The organism is Bradyrhizobium sp. (assembly GCF_035484855.1).
Classification (GTDB): Bacteria; Pseudomonadota; Alphaproteobacteria; order Rhizobiales; family Xanthobacteraceae; genus Bradyrhizobium.
Genome location: NZ_DATHOP010000025.1, coordinates 1 through 20745, shown reverse-complemented (window position 1 = coordinate 20745; position 20745 = coordinate 1). Strand labels below are relative to the sequence as shown.

Sequence of the window (20745 nt, the reverse complement as noted above, 5' to 3'; positions counted from 1 at the left end):
CAAGGATGCCTAGACCGTGCGCCACAGCCATTCGGCGATCTGGGCGATGACATCGCCGAACAGCAACAGCGCCGCCGCCCAGACCAGCGCCGATATCCAATTGGCGAATTGAAAACTCCAATTCGGCATTTCGAAAATTCCGGCCGCCAGCGGCACCGAGGCGCGCAAGGGTCCGAAAAACCGGCCGATGAAGATGCTGGGCACGCCCCATTTTTTCACAAAAGCCTCGCCGCGGGGCAAAATCTCCGGATAACGCGACAGCGGCCACATCTGCGCGACATGCTCCTTGTACTTGTAGCCGAACCAGTAGGAGATCCAGTCGCCGAGGGCTGCGCCAATGCCGCCGGCGATCCACACCGGCCAGAAACTGATGCCACTCGCGCCGATCAGGGCGCCGATCGCGACCAGCGCGCCCCAGGCCGGGATCAACAGCGAAATGAAGGCAAGCGATTCGCCGAACGCGAGCAAAAGTACAATCGGGGCGGCCCAAGCCTGATGATCGCGCACGAAATCGGCCAGCGCGTGCGCATAATCTTCCATTCAAAACGCCCTTCCCGATCCGTTTGGCCCTGGAACCTTTCTTGCGGATTCGGTGCCGACGGACAGGTAAGCCGCCCCGATCCCCGACATCAAGTCACAAAGCCGGCGACAATCCGTGAGCGATGTCGTTGAACAGGCCCGCTTTTATCGCGGCGGGGCTGGCCGGACCACCGATCACGGTCAGCCGAAGCGAGCTTTTCGCAACCCATCGAATTCCGCACCCCGCGCGCCTAGATGAGGGGAATCTGTCGCCTCCCTCGTGGAAGAGACCCCCTTCCCCCGATCGCCCGTCGTCACCTTTTAGGCCTATCCGTGGCATAGTCAGGGGAACCGATTCGCCGCGGCTGGCTTGCCGCGCAACACATGAAAAGACATGAATAAACCATTGAAATCACCTGCTAAATCCAAAGTTTCGAATGACCTGTTCGCCGACGCGGAGCCGAAGGGCCGAGCCGCGCTCAAAGTTGCCTCACGCTCGTCCAGCGCCGAGGCCGGCTACACCGCGCGGGATATCGAGGTGCTGGAAGGGCTCGAGCCGGTGCGGCGCCGGCCCGGCATGTATATCGGCGGCACCGACGAGAAGGCGCTGCATCATCTGTTCGCCGAGGTGATCGACAATTCGATGGACGAGGCCTTGGCGGGCCACGCCACCTTCATCGAGGTGGAACTGGGCGCCGACGGATTTCTCACCGTCACCGACAATGGCCGCGGCATCCCGGTCGATCCGCATCCGAAATTCCCGAAGAAATCCGCGCTCGAAGTCATCATGTGCACGCTGCATTCCGGCGGCAAATTCGACTCCAAGGTCTATGAGACCTCGGGCGGCCTGCATGGCGTTGGCGTCTCCGTGGTGAATGCGCTGTCGTCGCGGCTCGAAGTCGAGGTCGCGCGCGGCCAGAAACTCTACCGCATGGCGTTCGAGCGCGGCCATCCCAAGGGCAAGCTCGAAGACCTCGGCAAGATCAACAACCGCCGCGGCACGAAAATCCGCTTCAGGCCGGATACGGAAATCTTCGGCGCCAAGACCGCCTTCAAGCCGCAGCGGCTGTTCAAGATGGCGCGCTCGAAGGCCTATCTGTTCGGCGGCGTCGAGATCCGCTGGCATTGCGATCCCGCATTGTTGAAGGGGCTCGAGGATGTGCCCGCCGAAGACAGCTTTCACTTCCCCGGCGGCCTGAAGGATTATCTGGCGGCGGCGATCCATGCCGATACCCTGGTGCATCCCGATATCTTCTCCGGCAAGTCGGGGCGCGTCGGCGCCCACGGCACCTGCGAGTGGGCGGTCGCCTGGACGGCGGATGCCGACGGCTTTCTGTCCTCCTATTGCAACACCGTGCCGACGCAGGACGGCGGTACCCACGAATCCGGCATGCGCAGCGCGCTATTGCGCGGCTTGAAGGATCACGCCGAGCGGGTCGGCCAGGGCAAGCGCGCGGCCCCCATCGTTTCCGAAGACGTCATGGTGGGCGCTGCCGTGATGCTCTCGGTGTTCGTGCGCGAGCCGGAATTCCAGGGCCAGACCAAGGACCGGCTGGCCACCGCTGAAGCCCAGCGCATCGTCGAGCAGGCGATCAAGGACCCGTTCGATCACTGGCTGTCGGGCAATCCGCTGCAGGCCAACAGGCTGCTCGATTTCGTCATCGAGCGCGCTGACGAACGGCTGCGCCGCCGCGCCGAGAAAGAGATTTCCCGCAAGACCGCGGTGAAGAAGCTGCGGCTGCCGGGCAAACTCGCCGACTGCACCAATACGGCGGCCGAAGGCAGCGAGCTGTTCATCGTCGAAGGCGACTCGGCCGGCGGCAGCGCCAAGCAGGCGCGCGACCGCAAGACCCAAGCCATCCTCCCGTTGCGCGGCAAGATCCTCAACGTCGCTTCCGCCACCAAGGACAAGCTCACCGCCAACGCCCAGCTCGCCGACCTGATGCAGGCGATCGGTTGCGGCACCGGCCCGCACTACCGCGAAGAGGACTTGCGCTACTCGCGCATCATCATCATGACCGACGCCGACGTCGACGGCGCGCATATCGCTTCGCTCTTGATCACCTTCTTCTACCGGCAAACGCCGCGACTGATCGATGAAGGCCACCTCTATCTCGCGGTCCCGCCGCTCTACCGCCTCACCCATGGAGCGAAAACGGTCTACGCCCGCGACGAGGCGCACAAGGATGCGCTGCTCAAAAGCGAATTCAACGCCAATGCCAAGGTCGATGTCGGCCGCTTCAAGGGGCTCGGCGAGATGATGCCGGCGCAATTGAAGGAGACCACCATGGATCCGGCCAGGCGGACCATGCTGCGCGTGGTGTTGCTGGCCGACGACCGCGAGGGCACCGCCGATTCGGTCGAGCGGCTGATGGGCACCAAGGCCGAGGCGCGCTTTGCCTTCATTTCCGACAAGGCGGAGTTTGCCAGCGAGGATCTGCTGGACGTCTAAGAAAACTGGCCAATTCAGCTGTGTTTTCTGTGGGTTAACCGGGGATTTCGAAGCCGGATGTGAGGCCGTTTTCGTTTCCCAAGAGGGCGACCCGCGGCGTTCGTTTTCCGGCGAGTGTGCCTGCCCGGCAACAGCTTTTCGAGCAAAACCGGCTATATTCTTTCCAGGTTTTAGGACGCTCGCTGGTCAGCGATCCACATCCGGACGAATATTCGAGGAAATGAACATGAAAAAATTAGTGCTCGCTCTGACCGCACTGGCGGCTTTCACGGGATCAGCGATGGCGGCCGATTTGGCTCCTCGTCCTTACGCCAAGGCCCCGATGCCGATGCCGGTGGCTCCGAGCTGGACCGGCTTCTACATCTTCGGCGGCGTGGGCGGCGGCATCTGGGATGCCGACAACTATACGGTTGCCACCGCAACCGGGACTCCACTCACCAACACCCAGCGCATGGGCGGAGATGGTTGGTTCGGTACGGTTGGCGCTGGCTATGACTGGCAGTTCAACGGATCGTGGGTCGCCGGCATTTTCGCCGATGGGACATTCGGCAGCCTGCGCGGTTCGATCAACGACAACTTCGCCGGCCTCACTGGCAACGAAAAGCTGAGGGACACTTGGGCCGCCGGCGTGCGGCTGGGATATCTCGTCGCCCCGAATGTCTATTCCTATGTCAATGGCGGTTATACCGGATCGCAGTGGTCGAGTTCATCTTTGGCTTTTACTGCTCCTGCCGGTCCATTTATCACGACGACCCCGTCATTCAATCGTAATGGTTGGTTCGTCGGTGGCGGCGTTGAGAACAGCCTGAACATCTTCGGCATCGCGGCTCCGGGCTGGTTCATGAAGACCGAGTATCGCGCCTCCTACTTCGATCGCACGACGCTTCCCGAGACCACCATCGCCACCGGCCTTCCGTTTGGCAACTCGGTCACCTTCAAGCCCCTCGTGCAGACCGTCACGACCTCGCTGGTCTATCGCTTCAACTGGACTGGCCCGGTGGTCGCGAAGTACTGATCCGATCTCCCTGCAAGCCTGCAAAAGCCCCGGCATCGTCCGGGGCTTTTTTGTGACTCCGCCGTGGAATGGCGCGCTGCAGTCCGAGCCGTCGTCGCCGCTCTTGCCTCGGATAACCGGGCGCGCCACTCTGGCCGCGGTTGCGCGACCGCCGCGCGACCAAGCGAACGAGGAAACACGTATGCGCAAATTGCTCCTGGTCCTGGGCCTGATTGCACTTGCCATTGGCCTATTGTGGATCGGCCAGGGCCTCGGCGTGATCAACTGGCCGCAATCGAGCTTCATGATCAATCAGACCCAGTGGGCCGGCTACGGCGCGGCGCTGGCAGTGCTCGGGCTGATCCTGATCTGGCAGAGCAGGCGCTAACAGAACGCATCAGGGAAGCCAACAATGACAACGGGGCCATTCGATCTCAGCGGCAAGGTCGCGATCGTCACCGGCGGCAATGGCGGCATCGGGCTCGGCATGGCGCGAGGACTGGCGCAAGCCGGCGCCGATATTGCCGTGGTCGGACGCAATGAGACCAAGTCCGCCGCTGCGGCCGCCGGGCTTAGGAAGCTCGGCGTCAAGGCGATATCGGTGACGACCGATGTCACCGACAAGGCCGCCGTCGACGCCATGGTCGAGCGTACGTACCGCGAGCTCGGCCGGATCGACATTCTCGTCAACAACGCCGGCATCAATATCCGCAGACCGCCGCAGACGCTGGATCCAGCCGAATGGGACAGCGTGATCCGGACCAACCTGACCAGCGCGTTCCTGTGTTCGCAGGCGGTCTACCCGGCGATGAAGGCGGCAGGCGGCGGCAAGATCATCAATATTGGCTCGATGATGTCGATCTTCGGCGCCAGCTTTGCGCCGGCCTATGCCGCGAGCAAGGGCGGCATCGTCCAGTTCACCCGCTCCTGCGCGGTCGCCTGGGCCCGAGACAACATCCAGGCCAATGCGGTTCTGCCGGGCTGGATCGATACCGATCTGACCCGTCGCGCCCGCGAAGAGATCGACGGCCTGCACGACAAGGTGTTGGCGCGCACGCCGGCGGGGCGCTGGGGCGCGATCGACGACTTCGCGGGGATCGCGGTGTTTCTCGCGTCCGCCGCGTCCGGCTTCGTCACCGGTACCGCCATTCCGGTCGATGGCGGCTTTTCGATCATGGGCTGAAGCTGAAACCGCGGCGTTCTCTGCAGACGAAAAAGCCCCGGGCGCTGCCGGGGCTTTGAGTTTCAGGAGGCCGTTCGAGCGTCAGTATTTCGCGACCACCGGGCCACCGAAGTGATAGTTCAGACCAACCCGAGCGATGTGCTCGTGGAGGCGGAAATCCGCCTGGTAGGTGGCGCCGGGCGCAACCTGAGGCGGCGCGGTGCAGATGCCCGGCGCCGTGCAGGCCAGGTTGTCACCTTGCTTGCCCAAATCAACGTAGAGATATTCCGCCTTGATCGACCACTTCGGCGAGATCATCCACTCGCCGCCGGCGCCGACGGTCCAGCCAAACCGGGTGTCGTCGGACGCGCCGGCGTACGTGTCCGCCGTGACCGTAAAGGCGACAGCGCCCGCCGTCTGCACGTGGCCAAACGCCAGACCGCCAGTCGCGTAGAGGAGGAAGTTCGGGGTCACGGTGAAGCCGGCACGGCCGCGGATCGTCGCGAGCCAATCCTCCTTCACGCCCTCGGCGTGCACCATGAAGCCAGCAAGCGGCGGCGTCATGGCTTTGGTTGTGAGGATCGTCTGGTTGATACCGGTCCAGCTGATGTCGCCTTCGATACCGCCGACGAAGCGGCCGCTCTGCCAGTTATAGCCTGCCTGCCCACCACCGATGAACTGGGCGTCGTTGAAGCGGACCGAGTCCGAACGAATCGGGTTGGCGGCCGGACCAAGGCCGCACGTCACGCTCGTGAGGAAGCACCCCGTCGGGTAGACGTTGTCGCGGGTATCGTCCCAGATACCGCCGACGCTGCCACCGACATAGAAACCCGTCCAGTTCCAGACCGGCGGCGCAGCCATCGGCGGGGCCTTGACCGGCAGGTCGGCCGCGCTGGCCGACCCCGCGCCTATCGCCAGCAACGCAGCAGCAGCCGCGTAAGCAAAATGCCGTCCCATGAAATCCCCCGCCAATCGAGAAAAAGATAATACGGAATCTTTAACCCGCACGGGCCTTGGCACCAAACAGGAACTCCGGTTTCGAACTGGATGAGTGCCACATTCCGCGTCACCGTTGCTATCGGGCAACAGAATCATGCATCGACGGCAACAACATACCGCCTCGGTTTGCTGTGACTGCGCCCGGCGGACGGCGAACCCGATACGCCAGACCTCTCGATTCGGCGGCTCCGCTAAAGACTAGAGAATGGGCGAGGGAGAGGAGCCCAGGAATCGCGCAGCAAATGCGCCAGGGCGTCGCGGCCCATTTTCCAGCCGCATATCGTAGCGACGCCCGAATTGTCAGCGCCGGAAACTCTTGATCTCCGAGACACTGCCGTCGCGATAGGTCAACTCCACCGATACGAATTGGGTCGACGGCGCAAGCTTGAGGTAGGGTACCGCGTCATGGGGAATCTCGTTCGGGTCCCGGATGTCGCAGGGCGGCATCTTCAGCACCCTGTCCGGCACCGTTGAGTCGATGCCGATACGCGCCTCGCGGATCGCGCAGCGATACGACATCAGCTGGGTGTAATAGATCAGGAGCCCGTTGAACTCGCGGAACGACAGCCAGCTGGTCGCGGTCATGTCGAGGATCTTTCGCTGATCGTGGATCAGCGCGGCCTCGGGATCGAATTTGATGGGAAACGGTCCCTGCAATTCGCCTGATGTGTCGACGTAGCGCACCTGAATGGTCGCGGCCGGCGCATCGGCGGCAAGTTCAATCGACGGATTGGGCATCCGCTTGCGGGTGCGCGGATCGAGCGTATCGAGGAAGCCGGTTTCGCGGAAATCGCCGGCCTCGCCGATCCGCCAGGAAATCCCGAGCGTCGGATCGGCGATCGAGAACACCACCGTCCAGCCGCCATTGTGGCGGGAGAACATCGCGATCGGTGCGTTGACGGAATCATCCTTCGGCGCGCGCAGCGGCGCGACCGGCGGCAACGCCGCGACCTTCTGCGGCGGCTCGGCCGGCTTCGTCGCCTCCTTGGAAGCATCGACCTGCCCCTTCGCCCGGCCGTTCAAGAACACGTCGTCGACCATCTGGTCGAAATAGACCGGGATCTGCTTGTGGCTCACGGTCTCCGCCATCTCGCTGACGATCCGGCGGGTGTGCTGCGCCACCTGGACGAGGTTCTCGCCGGGCTGCAGCAGCTCTTTCGAAAACGTTCGCGTGAACACCGAGTTGGGGTTGTCGTCATTGTTCGACAGCCGATCGAGCGCGGTTTGCCGGGGACCGGCGGAAAACACCGAGAACACGCCCTCGGGCAATTGCGTCATCGGCGCCAGCCCGCCGCCGCCGGCGATCGCGCGGGTGCCGCTTCGCTCGAACGGATTGTTGCGGCAGGCATCGAACACCAGGATCACGGTGCGCACTTTCTTGTTTTGCAGCCGTTCGATGACACGATCGGCGAGAATGGAGGCGTCGCGCACCAGTTCTTCCTGGCCCTCGCCCGCGGCCGGCACGTCGGTCGGCAGCAAGAAATTCTGGCCGGCTATCTCAAAACCGTGGCCGGCGTAGAAGAAAAACGCGGTATCGCCGGGCTCGACCGCCTTGTCGAAGGCGAGCAGCGTTTCGCTGAACGCCTGCCGCGTCTGGTTCTCCGCCACCATCACGGAAAAGCCGAGCTGTTTTAAGGTCTCGCCCATGGTGCGGGCGTCGTTGACGGCCTTCTGCAGCTTTGGAACGTTCTTGTAGTCGTTGTTGCCGATCACCAGCGCGACGCGTTTCTCGGCGTGAGCGGAGAACGTTATCAGCGACGCCAGGAGGCCCAACATCACAACCCTGAACGACGGCCTGTTGTTCATCCGAATTCCCCGCCTTGCGCGATCCGTCACTGATAGCGCCGACCTCCGGGCTTGGTCGGGAAAGTCGATCTGCCGGTTCAATTCTGCGCCTGCGCCAGCTTGCTCCAAACCCGGATCACCGGTCCGGCAAAGTTCAGCATCAGCGCCCACAGCGCCACCCTGGGGCTCACGAAGCTGATGGCGATCGCCAGCAGCGAGGAGATGATCAAGAGCCACGCCGATATCTGCCGGTGTTGCAGATGGTCGCCCTGCTCCAGATGCGGGGTAAGCTGCATCAGACGAACCCCGACCAGGGCGATCAACAGCGTGTGGCCCGCGTAAAGCCAGATCGCCGGCGGGAAGTGCGCGAAGCGGCCGACCACGATGGTGGTGAACGGCACGCAGGTGATCAGGAACTGATAGAGTAGCCACCAATTGACGTACTCGCGGTCGACGTATTCCGCGCGGCTGCGCAGCTCGATATTGGAGAGCCAGCGCAATCCGAGCACGCCGAAACTCAGCATGTAGGGCACGAATTTCGGCCACAGGTCGAGCAGGCCCTGCAACAGCGCGGCGCTGTCTCCGGGATGGAAATCGTCGGGCAGCCGCACGTCGAGAATCAAGAGCGTCATGGCGACGCCGAAGATTCCGTCGCTCAAGGTATCAAGACGGGATTTTGAGAACATGGCGTTTCCTAGCGGCTTTGCCCGCATTTGTACAAAAACATTAAGCTTTTTCAACGCTTGTCGGGCCTCTTCCATTGACTTCGGCCGATTTGACCCTATGTTCCGGCCTGACGCGGCCCGGTATCGAAACGCGATATCTTGGTAAGCCGCCTGTCTGCGTTCCCGAAATCCCGTGCAAATCTGCGTGCCGTTCCGGGGTTGAGCGCGACAGTTATTTCCTTGGATTCCAAGCGGCGGTTTCTACAGAGGCTCAATGTCTTTTTCCCATCTCGGCTTGTCCGACAAGGTGCTCGCCGCCGTCGCGGCCACCGGTTACACCACCCCTACCCCCATTCAGGAACAGGCGATTCCCCATGTTCTGGCCCGCCGGGACGTCCTCGGCATCGCCCAGACCGGCACCGGCAAGACCGCTGCCTTCGTGCTTCCGATGCTCACCATGCTCGAAAAGGGCCGGGCGCGGGCCCGAATGCCCCGCACCCTGATTGTCGAGCCGACGCGCGAACTCGCCGCCCAGGTCAAGGAACAGTTCGATAAATACGGCGCGGGACAGAAACTCAACGTCGCGCTGCTGATCGGCGGCGTTTCCTTCGGCGACCAAGACACCAAGCTGACCCGCGGCGTCGACGTCCTGATCGCAACCCCCGGCCGTCTGCTCGACCATACCGAACGCGGCGGGCTGCTGCTCACCGGCGTCGAACTGCTGGTTATCGACGAAGCCGACCGCATGCTGGACATGGGCTTCATTCCCGACATCGAACGCATCTGCAAGATGATCCCGTTTACGCGGCAGACGCTGTTCTTCACCGCGACGATGCCCCCCGAAATCGCGCGCATCACCGAAACCTTCCTGCACAATCCCGCCAGAATCGAAGTTTCGAGGCCAGCGACGACCGCCGAGGGCGTGGCGCAGTTCCAGATCGCGGTGGGCCGCGAGCCGCACGAGAAGCGCGATACGCTGCGCCGCCTGTTGCGCGACGCCAAGGACCTGCAGAACGCCATCATCTTCTGCAACCGCAAGCGCGAGGTGGCGCTGCTCTACAAATCGCTGCAGAAGCACGGCTTTGCCGTCGGCGCCCTGCACGGCGACATGGACCAGTCGGCGCGCACTGCCGCGCTCGATCAATTCCGCAAGGGTGAAATTCCGCTTTTGGTCGCCTCCGACGTCGCGGCCCGCGGCCTCGACATTCCCATCACCAGCCACGTCTTCAATTTCGATGTCCCGCATCATGCCGACGACTACGTCCATCGCATCGGCCGCACCGGGCGCGCGGGGCGCCCCGGCACCGCGATCTCCATCGTCACCCCGCTCGACCAGAAATCCATGGTCGCGATCGAAAAGTTGATCGGACAGACCATTCCGCGCGCCGACAGCGGCGTTGCGATCCAGGCGGTTGAAGGCGCCGCAGCGGCGCCGTCCAGCGCCGAACCGCGTCAGCCTCGCCGCGGGGGGCGCGAAGGCCCAAGGCAGGCGTCACGTGAAAGCCCCCGAGACGGTGTACAGGAGGCCCGCAAGCCTCGCCGCGAACGCGAATCGCGGCGCTCCGGCGGCGGGCGCCATTCCGGCCCGCAGCCGCAGGCACCCGCCGCGGCATTCGCCCCGCCGGTCGCTCCTCCAGCCTCGCGCACGCCTTCGATCGGCCGCGCCGAGGCATCGCCGGCCCCGCGCGATCCCGCGTCCGAACCCGCCGATCACTCGCATCTTCCGGCGTTCCTGCTGCGGCCGGTACGCGCGCGCGTCTGATGAAATACCGCAGCTGCGAAGGCCTCCGGGCGCCCGTTTACCGGGCGTTCATTCTCCTCCCCTAACTTGACCGCGATAATTTAGTCATTGCTGCCGTGCTGCGGGCGGCGCTGCCCGCTATTGGGGAATGATCGGTGGTCAAGGTGCTCGACGAACATGAACGCACAATGGCCTTCGCCGAAGTCGCGCTGGGCCAGATCAGGTCGCTCCGGCAAACCGCCGTCCCCCGCAACTACGAAATCTGGTACGTCTACGCCACCGGATACAATTCGCCGCTCAACAAGATCATCAACGAGACGCTGGCGCGCAACGGCAAGCTGACCGAAGCCGATCTCGAACAGATCTACGAAACCTATCTTTCCCAGATCAAGACCACCGACCGCATCGACAAGGTCGGCTCGCGCGTGATCGGCGAAATCGACGACGTGATGGCGCTGATCACCGACGCGCTGGGCATGTCGGCGACCTACGATGCCAGCCTTTCCGGCGCGACCGAGAAGCTGTCGGTCGCCCGCAAACCCGATCAGGTCAAGGTGATCATCGAATCGCTGGTGAAATCCACCCGCGAGATGCGCGAGACCAACAAGGCGCTGGAAGACCGGCTGTCGCTGTCGAAGAGCGAGATCAGCAACCTGCAGACCAGCCTGGAGGCGATTCGCGCCGAGAGCCTGACCGATCCGCTGACCGGCCTTGGCAACCGCAAATATTTCGACCGCTCGATCGACATGGCGGTGGCGAATGCGCTCGCCAATGGCGAGCCGCTGTCACTTCTGATGTTCGACATCGACCACTTCAAATCGTTCAACGACTCCTACGGCCATCTCACCGGCGACCAGGTGCTCCGGCTGGTCGGCCTGTCGCTGAAGCAGACCATCAAGGGCCAGGACATCACCGCCCGCTACGGCGGCGAGGAATTCGCGGTCGTGCTGCCCAATACCGCGCTGCGCCAGGCGCTGACGGTGGCCGATCACATCCGCCGCGCCATCATGGCAAAGGAATTGAAGAAGAAATCCACCGGCGAAATTTTGGGCCGCGTCACCATCTCGGTCGGCGTTTCCATGCTGAAGCCGGGCGACGACACCGATTCGCTGATCGAGCGCGCCGACGGCTGCCTCTATGCCGCCAAGCGCAACGGCCGCAACCGCGTGATCTGCGAAGTCGACCCGGAATACGCCGCCGAGAGCCACAGCCAGGTGGCCTAGCCCAGACGCCATCCCTGCGCAACGGCGGAGCCGCTGTCGCTGGAGGTGCGAGCGCTTGCGAGCCGCGAAGGATGATTTGCACGGTGCTTGCGGACCAGCCTTCGATGGCTCGCCCAGCACGTAGGGTGGGCAAAGACGTTCTTGCGCCGTGCCCACCGTCTCTCCGGTTCGTTATTTCGAATGGTGGGCACGCTTCGCTTCGCCTACCCTACGATTCCTCTTCTTGGCAGCAGATTTCTTCATCGCAGCTTTCGCAGGCATGCGCTTCTTTGGCCGTTTGCTTAGCGCAGCCCGCTGCGCTGCCGCCAATGCCGCCCTCGCCCAATGCGTCAACTCCTCCGGATCGTCAAACAGTCGCGCTGGCAATTGCCAGTACGAGTTCACCGTGACGGTCTTGGCACGGGTCTGATACTGGAACGGCTTTGAACCCTCGGCCTCGAATTGCGGAACGGTCGCTTCGTCGGCACGGAAGTAGAGGCCCGCGCGCAACGCCATCGCAAAGTTGGTGCCGTCGGCGGAAATCCCGAATCCGGAAAACATCGGACGGATCGTCACAGGCCCGAAGTCGGAAAACAGGTCGATCAGGAAATCGCGGTCCATCGACAACTGGCCAGCTCCCCGGCGTCATCCTGAGGTGCGAGCCTGTTGGCGAGCCTCGAAGGATGAGAGGGGTGCGAGCCTCCATCCTTCGAGACGCCGCACAAGAGCGCGGCTCCTCAGGATGACAGAAATGCTTGCGGTGAGACTTTAAGGCCTCAGCCGTCCACCTTCGCGGCCGTCAGCTGCACCGATTCGCCGCAGCCGCAGGCGCCGGTCTGGTTCGGGTTGTTGAAGATGAACTGGGACTGCATCTTGTCGGCCTTGTAGTCCATCTCGGTGCCGAGCAGGAACAGCACCGCCTTGGGATCGACCAGGATTTTCACGCCCTTGTCCTCGACCACCTCGTCGGAGGGGCGGACCTCGTGGGCGTATTCGACCGTATAGGATTGCCCGGCGCAGCCGCCATTCTTGATGCCGACCCGCAGGCCGACGATCTCCGAATCGGCGCGCCTGGTGAGTTCCGTGATCCGCTGCGCGGCGGCTTCCGTCAGCTTCATCACCTGCGGACGCGGCCGGAGCTTCGGCTTGGAGGCAGGTGTTGTTGGCGATGCGGGTGTCATGTCGGTCATCTATTCAGTCCTCGCAGCACGTCAATGCTGCCATTTCCCGTGAAAACAATCGGTTTACGCTTCACCACATATTGAGCACGAGGCGCGCCTCGTCGCTCATGCGGTCCGGCGACCATGCGGGGTCCCAGACCAGATTGACATTGACCACGCCGACGCCGGGAACGCTGGCCACCGCGTTCTCCACCATGGTCGGCAATTCGCCGGCCGCCGGACAATTCGGCGTCGTCAGCGTCATCACGACATCGACGCCGCGGTCGTCCTTGATCTCGACCTTGTAGATCAGGCCGAGTTCATAGATGTCGGCCGGAATTTCCGGATCGAACACGGTCTTCAGCGCGGCGACGATTTCGCCGGTCAGGCGTTCGGTCTCCTCCGGCGGCAGCGCCGAATGGGTCTCCATATTGGCCCTGGCTTCGAGATTCTCGACAGTGTCGGTCATGAAAACAATTCCCGCGCCTTGATCAGCGCCTGCGCCAGATGGTCGACTTCTTCACGGGTATTATACATCCCAAACGAGGCGCGGCAGGTCGCCGTAACATTGAACCGCTCTAAAAGCGGCATCACGCAATGGGTGCCGGCGCGCACCGCGATGCCCTGGCGGTCGATCACGGTGGCGACATCATGGGGATGGGCGCCCTTCATCTCGAACGAGATCACCGGTCCCTTGTGCTTCGCGGTGCCGATCAGGCGCAGCGAATTGATTTCCCGCAATCGCGCCTGCGCATAGGTCATGAGATCGTGCTCGTGGGCGGCAATGCGTTCCTTGCCCATCGAATTGACGTAGTCGATGGCGGCTCCAAGCCCGATCGCCTGGACGATCGGCGGTGTACCGGCTTCGAACTTGTGCGGCGGGTCGCCATACGTGACCCAGTCCCTCGCGACCTCGCGGATCATCTCGCCGCCCCCATTATAGGGCCGCATCGCAACAAGATGCTCGTGCTTGGCATAGAGCACGCCGATGCCAGTCGGGCCATACAGCTTGTGGCCGGTAAAGGCATAGAAATCGGCGTCGATGTCCTGCACGTCGATCGTCAGATGAACGGCCGCCTGAGCGCCGTCGACCAGCACCGGAATGCCGCGGGCGTGGGCCAGCCTGACGACCTCCTTGACCGGCACGAGCGTGCCGAGCGCATTCGACATCTGCGTGATCGCGACCAGCCTAGTGCGCGGCGTCAGCAGCTTCTCGAACTCCTCGATCAGGAAATTGCCTTCATCGTCGACCGGCGCCCATTTGATCACGGCGCCATGGCGTTCCCTGAGGAAATGCCAGGGAACGATGTTGGAATGGTGCTCCATGATCGAGAGCACGATCTCGTCACCGGCCTTGATGTTGGGCTCGCCCCAGGACGATGCCACCAGGTTGATCGCCTCGGTGACGTTGCGGGTGAAGATGATCTCCTCACTACGCCTGGCGTTGAGAAAGCTCGCCACCTTGCCGCGGGCGCCCTCGTAAGCTTCGGTGGCGGCATTGGCCAGGTAATGCAGCCCACGATGCACGTTGGCGTATTCGCTCTTGTAGGCCTCCGTCATGCGATCGAGCACCGCACTCGGCTTTTGCGCGGATGCCGCGTTATCGAGATAGACCAGCGGCTTGCCATAGACTTTTAGGGCCAGCGCGGGAAAATCCTGCCGGACGCGGGCAACATCATAGGAACCGTTTGCGACTGCCGGATGCATGGTCATCCCCGTGCCGCCAGCCAGCGCTGCGCCGCGCCGATGACGTGTTCGCGCAAGGCGTCGCTGGCGATCTGTTCGATGGCCTCGCCGACGAAGGCCTGGATCAGAAGCGCCTGCGCCTCCTTTTCCGACAGGCCGCGCGCGCGCAAATAGAACAACAGACTCTCGTCGAGCGAGCCGGTGGTCGCGCCATGGCCGCAGGTGACGTCGTCGGCAAAGATTTCCAGTTCCGGCTTGTTGTCGGCTTCCGCCTCATCCGACAGCAATAGCGCCCGAACCATCATCTTGGCGTCGGTCTTCTGTGCCTTCGGGCGAACGATGATGCGGCCCTGGAACACCGAATGGCCGCGGTCGTCGAGCACCGAGCGGAAGATCTCGCGGCTCGAGCAGTTCGGCACGGCATGGTCCAGGAACATCGTAGTGTCGGCGTGCTGACGGCCATTGAGCAGATTGACGCCGCTGGTTTCGATACGCGAGCCTTCGCCGGCGCATTCGATGAACATCTGATGGCGACTGACTCCGCCGCCCGTGGTGAGAGAGAAAGTGTTGAAATGGGCCTTCGCGCCGAGGCCGACGGCGGCGCTGGAGATATTGAACGCGTCGCGGCTGTCTTCCACCATGCGGATATGATCGAGCCGCGCGTCGGCGTCCACCAGCATCATGGTTGCGTCGTGAACCTGGTAAGTGGCGGCATTTTCCGCAGCGATGAAACTTTCGATCAGCGTGGCTACCGCGCCTTTTCCAACGCGCAGCGCCGAGCGCGTGAACATCGCCGCTGGCGCATGACCGCAGGCGACATGAACGATGTGGAGCGGCCGCGCCAATCGCGCGCCGGAAGCCACCTCGATCATGACCCCGTCCGTCATCATCGCGGCGTTCAGCGCGATCATCGGATCGGGTTTGTCCTGCGCGGCCTCCGGATTCGCAACGTCGGTCACGATCAGCCGATCGAGGCTGGGCCAGGCTCCGCGCTCCAGCAGCTCGCGCAGCGTGCCGATCGCAAGCCCTTTTTCCAGGTCCCCCAGATCAGAAAGCTGCGGTACGAAATAGCCGTTCACCAGCACGAGCCGGCGAACGCCATCGATCGTCTGCGCCGTCAGGGCTCGCCTGGCCGCATCGAGCGCGGCCTGATCCGGCGCCGCCGCCTGGGGCAACACTTCGCGCATCAAGACACGAAGATCGGTGTACTTCCAATCTTCGATCCGCCGGTGCGGCAGACCCCGCCGCGCATAGCTGTCGAACGCAAGCTGGCGTGTATCGAGCACCTGCCCGATACCGGGCAGCCGGTCGCGCGCTTCCGCAAACGCCTCGCTGAGCGCCCGGCCGGATTCGATTTTTGCCACCGCAACGTTCATCAGGCCGCCACATCCTCGAACTGCGCGTAGCCGTCAGCTTCGAGCTGAAGCGCCAGTTCCTTGCCGCCGCTCTTCACCACCCGCCCCTTCGACATCACGTGCACGAAATCAGGCACGATGTAGTTGAGGAGCCGCTGGTAATGCGTGATCACCACCATCGCCCGGTCGGGCGAGCGTAGCGCGTTGACGCCGTCGGCGGCGACCCGCAGCGCGTCGATGTCGAGGCCGGAATCCATTTCGTCGAGGATGCACAGGCTGGGCTCGAACAACGCCATCTGCAGGATCTCGTTGCGCTTCTTCTCGCCGCCGGAAAAGCCGACATTGACGCCACGGCGCAGCATGTCCTGCGGGATGTTGAGCCGGCTTGCGACTTCGCGCACCTTTTTCAGAAACGCGGGCGTCGAGAATTCGCTCTCGCCCCGCGCCTTGCGCTGCGCGTTCAGCGCGGTGCGCAGGAACGTCATGGTGGCTACTCCCGGAATCTCCACCGGATACTGGAACGCCAGGAACACGCCCTTGGCGGCGCGTTCGTCCGGCGGCATTTCCAAGAGGTTCTCGCCGTTGAACAGGACTTCGCCACCGGTCACTTCATAGCCCGGCTTGCCGGCAATCACATGCGAGAGCGTCGATTTGCCGGAGCCGTTCGGCCCCATGATGGCGTGCACCTCGCCCTTGTTCACGACAAGCGACAGCCCGTGAAGAATCTCACGCTCCTCGACACGGACGTGCAGGTTTTTGACTTCGAGTAGTGGCATTCACTCAATCCTTGAATTAATCCGCCAGCTCCAGGCGCTTCTCGATGCGATCCAGGCGGCTCTTGATCCCTGCGATGTCGACGTGGTCATGCTCCTGAATGGTCATCATGCCCGCCATGTGCTGACGCATCGCCGTCATCTCAACGCGCATCGTTTGCATTTCACCGACGAGCTTGCTCATGTCGCCGCGAATGACGCGCAGATGTTCCAGCACCAGATTGTCTGGTTCAACCATCAGCCCACGCTCCCCTCCAGACTGATCGAGATCAGCTTCTGCGCCTCCACTGCGAACTCCATCGGCAGCTGCTGCAGCACGTCCTTGACGAAGCCGTTGACGACGAGGCCGACAGCCTCTTCCTGGCTCAGTCCGCGCTGCACGCAATAGAACAACACGTCCTCGGAAATCTTCGACGTCGTCGCCTCGTGCTCGAACAGCGCGGAGGAGTTTTTGGCCTCGATATAGGGCACGGTGTGCGCGCCGCACTGGTCGCCGATCAGAAGCGAATCGCAGGCGGTGAAATTGCGCGCGCCGGTGGCTTTGCGGTGCGCGGTGACGAGGCCGCGATAGGTGTTCTGCGAGACGCCGGCCGCGATGCCCTTGGAGATGATCCGGCTCGTCGTGTTCTTGCCGAGATGGATCATCTTGGTGCCGCTGTCGACCTGCTGGTGGCCGTTCGAGATCGCGATCGAGTAAAACTCGCCGCGCGAATTGTCGCCGCGCAGGATGCAGCTCGGATATTTCCAGGTGATGGCGGAGCCGGTCTCGACCTGGGTCCATGAAATCTTCGAATTGTTGCCGCGGCAGTCGCCACGCTTGGTGACGAAGTTATAGATGCCGCCGACACCTTCGGAATTGCCGGGGTACCAGTTCTGCACCGTCGAATATTTGATTTCGGCATCGTCGAGCGTCACCAGTTCGACGACTGCGGCATGCAGCTGGTTCTCGTCGCGCTGCGGCGCGGTGCAGCCTTCGAGATAGCTGACGTAAGCGCCCTTGTCGGCGATGATCAGGGTGCGCTCGAACTGGCCGGTGTTGCGCTCGTTGATGCGGAAGTAAGTGGACAGCTCCATCGGGCAGCGCACGCCCGGCGGCACATAGACGAACGAGCCGTCGGAGAAGACTGCGGAATTGAGCGTCGCAAAATAGTTGTCCGAGGTCGGCACCACCGTGCCGAGATACTTCTTGACCAGATCAGGATGCTCGCGGATCGCCTCCGAGATCGGCATGAAGATCACGCCGGCGTTCTTCAGTTCCTTCTGGAAGGTGGTCGCCACCGACACCGAGTCGAACACCGCGTCGACCGCGATGCGGCGCTCGCCCTCGGGGCGCACCACGCCCTCCAGCACTTCCACCTCTCGCAAGGGAATGCCGAGCTTTTCGTAGGTTTTGAGGATTTCCGGATCAATCTCGTCGAGCGAGGCGACCTGCTTCTTCGGCTTCGGCGCCGAGTAATAATAGAGATCCTGGTAATCGATCCTGGGATAGTCCACCCGCGCCCATGTCGGCTCGGTCATGGTCAGCCAGCGGCGATAGGCCTCCAGCCGCCATTCCAGCATCCAGGCCGGTTCGCTCTTTTTCGCTGAGATGAAGCGGACGGTATCTTCCGACAGCCCCTTCGGGGCCTTGTCGGACTCGATAAGCGTCTCAAATCCATATCGATATTGGTCGACGTCGATCCGCCTGACGCGGTCGACCGTCTCCTGTACGGCAGCCATTCTTTTCCTCCGCTCGCGGTTTCAAGGACCGCGGTGGATCAGTTCAGGGACGACTATTACGATGTTTCCCGGAGGAAATCACCTGCTTAGAACCGTTCAAGCTGTGTTTCGTCGTCCCTGATTAAGTAGGGTACCGGCGAGCTTTCGCCAAGCCTGAAGACAGCGATCAATGTCCGCCGTCGAGGTAGACCAGCCCAGACTGAGCCGCACCGCTCCCTTCGCGAGTTCGGGCCCGGTTCCCATCGCTTCCAGGACATGGGACGGCTGCACCTTGCCCGAGGAACAGGCAGAGCCTGAGGAAACCGCAATTCCCGCAAGGTCGAAGCCGATCACGGCGGTTTCGGCCTTCAGGCCGGGAGCCGTGAACAGCGTGGTATTGGGCAGCCGTGGCGCGTCATCGGAGAACACGATGACACCAGGGATCTGCCGCAGGCCGCTTTCCAGCCGATCTCGCAGGCTTTCGAGGCGGATGGCGTCTCGTTCCAGGCCGGTCATCGCGGCCCTCAGGGCCGCCCCGAATCCGGCAATTCCGGCGACATTCTCGGTTCCCGCCCGGTGCCCGCGCTCCTGGCCGCCGCCGCGCAGCAGCGGGTCAGGCCCCAGCAGGCCCTCAGCCAGAACCAGCGCGCCGACCCCCTTCGGGCCACCGATCTTGTGCGCCGAAAGCGTCACCAGATCGGCCCCCATCACACTGATATCAAGAGGTATTTTTCCGAACGCCTGGACCGCGTCAACATGCAGCAATCCATCGGCGGCATGGATGATCTCGGCCGCTTCCGGGATCGGCTGAATCGCGCCGGTTTCGTTGTTGGCCAGCATGATCGACACCAGCGCCGGCGGACCGTCCGCAAGCGCTGCGTGCAGACGGTCCAAATCCAACAGGCCGGTGCGTGTCACGCCGACCATCGAAATCGCCTCGCGCAGAAACCGCCCACCTGCCAGCACCGAGGCGTGCTCGATCGCCGAGACGGCCAGACGCTGCACCGGGGGTGCGGACCCGCGCCGCAGCCCCGGCGTTAGCGCCAGCGCATTGGCCTCGGTTCCTCCCGAGGTGAAGACGACATCGCGCGGCAGCGCACCGAGCGCGCCCGCAACTGCGGCCCTCGCATCCTCGACCAGCCGGCGGGCCATGCGGCCCTCGGCATGGACGGAGGAGGGATTACCGGACAAATCCCACGCCGCGGCCATTGCCTGCCGCGCCTCCGGGCGCAGCGGCGTGGTCGCGTTCCAGTCGAGATAGACCCGGTCCAGCATTGAGTATTATAATACCGTAATTGTGAAACCGTCAGACAAAGGCGAGGCTGACGACAGCTTGTCCGGACTGTCCGGCGTTATGGCAACTGGCGATGCGGACATCTCCCGACAACATCAGAGCTAACGCATTGCACACGCTCGCGCGACGTTCAAAACCCTTGCTTTTTGCCCCTCGCCTCATGCTAGAACGCGGCCTCCAGTTCACCGGGCGCCGTTCGCGCATCGCCCAACGACGCCTGATCAGCCCTGATCCCTGCGCGGTTTTGTCTGCCCACGCGCCAGACAAAGCCAGCACAAAGTCGGTTGATTTCGCCAAGGACCCATCAATGCCTGAAGTCATTTTCACCGGCCCCGCAGGCCGCCTCGAAGGCCGTTACCATCCGGCGAAACAGAAGAATGCGCCGATCGCGATGATCCTGCATCCGCATCCGCAGTTTCACGGCACCATGAACCACCAGATCATCTACCAGTGCTACTACGCGTTCGCCCATCGCGGCTTTTCCGTGCTGCGCTTCAATTTCCGCGGTGTCGGCCGCAGCCAGGGCTCGTTCGACCACGGCACCGGCGAATTGTCGGACGCCGCTTCCGCGCTCGACTGGGCGCAGACGATCAATCCCGAGGCCCGCGCCTGCTGGGTCGCGGGCTTTTCGTTCGGCGCCTGGATCGGCATGCAGCTTTTGATGCGCCGACCCGAGGTCGAAGGATTCATTTCGATCGCGCCGCCCGCCAATCTCTACGACTTCTCGTTCCTGGCGCCCTGCCCGTCCTCGGGCCTGATCGTGCATGGCGAGAAGGATGCCGTGGTGCCGCCGAAGGACGTCAATACGCTGGTGGAAAAGCTGAAGACGCAAAAGGGCATCGTGATCGACCAGCAGATCATTCCCGGCGCCAACCATTTCTTCGACGGCAAGCTCGAGCCGTTGATGCAGACGGTGACCGGCTATCTCGACATGCGGCTCGCCAACGTCCGCTAGGCTTCTGGAGAGCGGCCATGGGATCGTTCGTGGCCCTGCTGCGCGCGGTCAATGTCGGCGGCACCGGCAAACTGCCGATGAACGAGCTAAAGAACATCTGCGAAGAACTCGGCTTCGGCGCCGTCCGCACCTACATCGCCAGCGGCAATGTCGTTTTCACTAGTTGTGGAGCCTCAGGAGGTTGTCCTCGGTTAGACCGAGTCTGCTGATGGGCGTTTGAGATCTTATCCCACCGTGGGGCCGATGCCAGTTGTATTGATGTAGCCAGATCGGCAATTCTTCTGCGCGCCGATCTGACGTGGGAT

The 20745-nt window shown here is 62.9% G+C and carries 20 protein-coding genes and 2 pseudogenes; 8 read left to right on the top strand and 14 right to left on the bottom strand.

The window, feature by feature from the left end; translation table 11 throughout:
* Positions 1-9 precede the first annotated feature (9 nt).
* Positions 10-540, bottom strand: a complete 531-nt coding sequence (locus tag VK804_RS02150; protein WP_325367339.1) for a DedA family protein — start codon at positions 538-540, stop codon at positions 10-12.
* A gap of 373 nt (positions 541-913) precedes the next feature.
* On the opposite strand from VK804_RS02150, the gene parE reads away from it, so the two are divergent.
* The 4 genes from parE to VK804_RS02130 all read left to right on the top strand — a co-directional run bounded on the left by parE (position 914) and on the right by VK804_RS02130 (position 5148).
* Positions 914-2971 carry a DNA topoisomerase IV subunit B gene (gene parE / locus VK804_RS02145; protein WP_325367337.1) on the top strand — a complete coding sequence of 686 codons (2058 nt, stop codon included), beginning with the start codon at positions 914-916 and terminating at the stop codon, positions 2969-2971.
* A gap of 226 nt (positions 2972-3197) precedes the next feature.
* Positions 3198-3986 (top strand): porin family protein, encoded by a 789-nt coding sequence (locus VK804_RS02140; protein ID WP_325367335.1) that lies wholly within the window; start codon positions 3198-3200, stop codon positions 3984-3986.
* Between the two features lie 181 nt (positions 3987-4167).
* A complete protein-coding gene (locus tag VK804_RS02135) occupies positions 4168-4353 on the top strand; it encodes a hypothetical protein (RefSeq protein WP_325367333.1) in 186 nt (61 codons plus the stop codon).
* A 24-nt stretch (positions 4354-4377) separates the two neighbouring features.
* Complete coding sequence (locus tag VK804_RS02130) at positions 4378-5148, top strand: glucose 1-dehydrogenase (RefSeq protein ID WP_325367331.1); 771 nt, start codon at positions 4378-4380, stop codon at positions 5146-5148.
* Positions 5149-5229: 81 nt separating this feature from the next.
* On the opposite strand, the gene VK804_RS02125 is transcribed toward VK804_RS02130, so the two are convergent.
* The 3 genes from VK804_RS02125 to VK804_RS02115 form a co-directional block, all read right to left on the bottom strand.
* The gene (locus VK804_RS02125; protein ID WP_325367329.1) at positions 5230-6084 is read right to left on the bottom strand and encodes an outer membrane protein; all 855 of its coding nucleotides are present in this window, start codon (positions 6082-6084) and stop codon (positions 5230-5232) included.
* Between the two features lie 342 nt (positions 6085-6426).
* Positions 6427-7902 (bottom strand): caspase family protein, encoded by a 1476-nt coding sequence (locus tag VK804_RS02120; RefSeq protein ID WP_325367594.1) that lies wholly within the window; start codon positions 7900-7902, stop codon positions 6427-6429.
* 107 nt (positions 7903-8009) lie between these two features.
* Positions 8010-8597 carry a TMEM175 family protein gene (locus tag VK804_RS02115; protein WP_325367327.1) on the bottom strand — a complete coding sequence of 196 codons (588 nt, stop codon included), beginning with the start codon at positions 8595-8597 and terminating at the stop codon, positions 8010-8012.
* Between the two features lie 253 nt (positions 8598-8850).
* Here VK804_RS02115 and VK804_RS02110 point away from each other — a divergent pair, with 253 nt between their 5' ends.
* Entirely contained in the window at positions 8851-10338 is a 1488-nt protein-coding gene (locus VK804_RS02110; RefSeq protein WP_325367325.1) for a DEAD/DEAH box helicase, read from the top strand.
* Positions 10339-10472: 134 nt separating this feature from the next.
* Complete coding sequence (locus VK804_RS02105; RefSeq protein WP_325367323.1) at positions 10473-11540, top strand: GGDEF domain-containing protein; 1068 nt, start codon at positions 10473-10475, stop codon at positions 11538-11540.
* Between the two features lie 171 nt (positions 11541-11711).
* On the opposite strand, the gene VK804_RS02100 is transcribed toward VK804_RS02105, so the two are convergent.
* From VK804_RS02100 to VK804_RS02060, 9 genes are all read right to left on the bottom strand, one after another.
* Complete coding sequence (locus tag VK804_RS02100) at positions 11712-12140, bottom strand: TfoX/Sxy family protein (protein WP_325367592.1); 429 nt, start codon at positions 12138-12140, stop codon at positions 11712-11714.
* 155 nt (positions 12141-12295) lie between these two features.
* Complete coding sequence (locus tag VK804_RS02095) at positions 12296-12709, bottom strand: iron-sulfur cluster assembly accessory protein (RefSeq protein ID WP_325367321.1); 414 nt, start codon at positions 12707-12709, stop codon at positions 12296-12298.
* Between the two features lie 61 nt (positions 12710-12770).
* Positions 12771-13148 (bottom strand): SUF system Fe-S cluster assembly protein, encoded by a 378-nt coding sequence (locus tag VK804_RS02090; RefSeq protein ID WP_325367319.1) that lies wholly within the window; start codon positions 13146-13148, stop codon positions 12771-12773.
* Positions 13145-14386 carry a cysteine desulfurase gene (locus VK804_RS02085; protein WP_414642697.1) on the bottom strand — a complete coding sequence of 414 codons (1242 nt, stop codon included), beginning with the start codon at positions 14384-14386 and terminating at the stop codon, positions 13145-13147. The genes VK804_RS02090 and VK804_RS02085 overlap by 4 nt, the downstream gene beginning before the upstream one ends.
* A gap of 2 nt (positions 14387-14388) precedes the next feature.
* Positions 14389-15741: a Fe-S cluster assembly protein SufD gene (sufD, locus tag VK804_RS02080; protein ID WP_325367315.1), complete on the bottom strand. Its 1353-nt coding sequence runs from the start codon at positions 15739-15741 to the stop codon at positions 14389-14391.
* The gene (gene sufC / locus VK804_RS02075) at positions 15741-16496 is read right to left on the bottom strand and encodes a Fe-S cluster assembly ATPase SufC (RefSeq protein ID WP_325367313.1); all 756 of its coding nucleotides are present in this window, start codon (positions 16494-16496) and stop codon (positions 15741-15743) included. The genes sufD and sufC overlap by 1 nt, the downstream gene beginning before the upstream one ends.
* Before the next feature lie 16 nt (positions 16497-16512).
* Positions 16513-16731, bottom strand: a complete 219-nt coding sequence (locus VK804_RS02070; RefSeq protein WP_325367311.1) for a hypothetical protein — start codon at positions 16729-16731, stop codon at positions 16513-16515.
* Positions 16731-18212, bottom strand: a complete 1482-nt coding sequence (gene sufB / locus VK804_RS02065; protein ID WP_325367309.1) for a Fe-S cluster assembly protein SufB — start codon at positions 18210-18212, stop codon at positions 16731-16733. Before sufB ends, VK804_RS02070 begins: the two co-directional genes overlap by 1 nt.
* Positions 18213-18308: 96 nt before the next feature.
* Positions 18309-19466, bottom strand: coding sequence for a cysteine desulfurase family protein (locus tag VK804_RS02060; RefSeq protein ID WP_325367307.1), 1158 nt, complete (start codon positions 19464-19466; stop codon positions 18309-18311).
* A 326-nt stretch (positions 19467-19792) separates the two neighbouring features.
* Between VK804_RS02060 and VK804_RS02055 the strand changes: the two genes are divergently transcribed.
* Together VK804_RS02055 and VK804_RS02050 are read left to right on the top strand one after the other, a co-directional pair.
* Entirely contained in the window at positions 19793-20440 is a 648-nt protein-coding gene (locus VK804_RS02055; protein ID WP_325367305.1) for an alpha/beta hydrolase, read from the top strand.
* Between the two features lie 17 nt (positions 20441-20457).
* Positions 20458-20604 (top strand): annotated as a pseudogene (locus tag VK804_RS02050) (DUF1697 domain-containing protein); the annotation flags it as partial.
* Here the strand turns inward: VK804_RS02050 and VK804_RS02045 are convergent.
* Positions 20600-20745 (bottom strand): annotated as a pseudogene (locus VK804_RS02045) (IS481 family transposase); the annotation flags it as partial. The pseudogenes VK804_RS02050 and VK804_RS02045 overlap by 5 nt on opposite strands.

Bases quoted from the DNA above. Each gene is read 5' to 3' on its own strand.
- sufD (WP_325367315.1), bottom strand. From the start codon at position 15,741: ATGAACGTTGCGGTGGCAAAAATCGAATCCGGCCGGGCGCTCAGCGAG.
- VK804_RS02110 (WP_325367325.1), top strand. From the start codon at position 8,851: ATGTCTTTTTCCCATCTCGGCTTGTCCGACAAGGTGCTCGCCGCCGTC.
- VK804_RS02060 (WP_325367307.1), bottom strand. From the start codon at position 19,466: ATGCTGGACCGGGTCTATCTCGACTGGAACGCGACCACGCCGCTGCGC.
- sufB (WP_325367309.1), bottom strand. From the start codon at position 18,212: ATGGCTGCCGTACAGGAGACGGTCGACCGCGTCAGGCGGATCGACGTC.
- VK804_RS02120 (WP_325367594.1), bottom strand. From the start codon at position 7,902: ATGTTGGGCCTCCTGGCGTCGCTGATAACGTTCTCCGCTCACGCCGAG.
- VK804_RS02055 (WP_325367305.1), top strand. From the start codon at position 19,793: ATGCCTGAAGTCATTTTCACCGGCCCCGCAGGCCGCCTCGAAGGCCGT.
- VK804_RS02150 (WP_325367339.1), bottom strand. From the start codon at position 540: ATGGAAGATTATGCGCACGCGCTGGCCGATTTCGTGCGCGATCATCAG.
- VK804_RS02095 (WP_325367321.1), bottom strand. From the start codon at position 12,709: ATGACCGACATGACACCCGCATCGCCAACAACACCTGCCTCCAAGCCG.
- VK804_RS02140 (WP_325367335.1), top strand. From the start codon at position 3,198: ATGAAAAAATTAGTGCTCGCTCTGACCGCACTGGCGGCTTTCACGGGA.
- VK804_RS02100 (WP_325367592.1), bottom strand. From the start codon at position 12,140: ATGGACCGCGATTTCCTGATCGACCTGTTTTCCGACTTCGGGCCTGTG.
- VK804_RS02125 (WP_325367329.1), bottom strand. From the start codon at position 6,084: ATGGGACGGCATTTTGCTTACGCGGCTGCTGCTGCGTTGCTGGCGATA.
- VK804_RS02130 (WP_325367331.1), top strand. From the start codon at position 4,378: ATGACAACGGGGCCATTCGATCTCAGCGGCAAGGTCGCGATCGTCACC.
- parE (WP_325367337.1), top strand. From the start codon at position 914: ATGAATAAACCATTGAAATCACCTGCTAAATCCAAAGTTTCGAATGAC.
- VK804_RS02085 (WP_414642697.1), bottom strand. From the start codon at position 14,386: ATGCATCCGGCAGTCGCAAACGGTTCCTATGATGTTGCCCGCGTCCGG.
- VK804_RS02070 (WP_325367311.1), bottom strand. From the start codon at position 16,731: ATGGTTGAACCAGACAATCTGGTGCTGGAACATCTGCGCGTCATTCGC.
- VK804_RS02090 (WP_325367319.1), bottom strand. From the start codon at position 13,148: ATGACCGACACTGTCGAGAATCTCGAAGCCAGGGCCAATATGGAGACC.
- VK804_RS02115 (WP_325367327.1), bottom strand. From the start codon at position 8,597: ATGTTCTCAAAATCCCGTCTTGATACCTTGAGCGACGGAATCTTCGGC.
- sufC (WP_325367313.1), bottom strand. From the start codon at position 16,496: ATGCCACTACTCGAAGTCAAAAACCTGCACGTCCGTGTCGAGGAGCGT.
- VK804_RS02135 (WP_325367333.1), top strand. From the start codon at position 4,168: ATGCGCAAATTGCTCCTGGTCCTGGGCCTGATTGCACTTGCCATTGGC.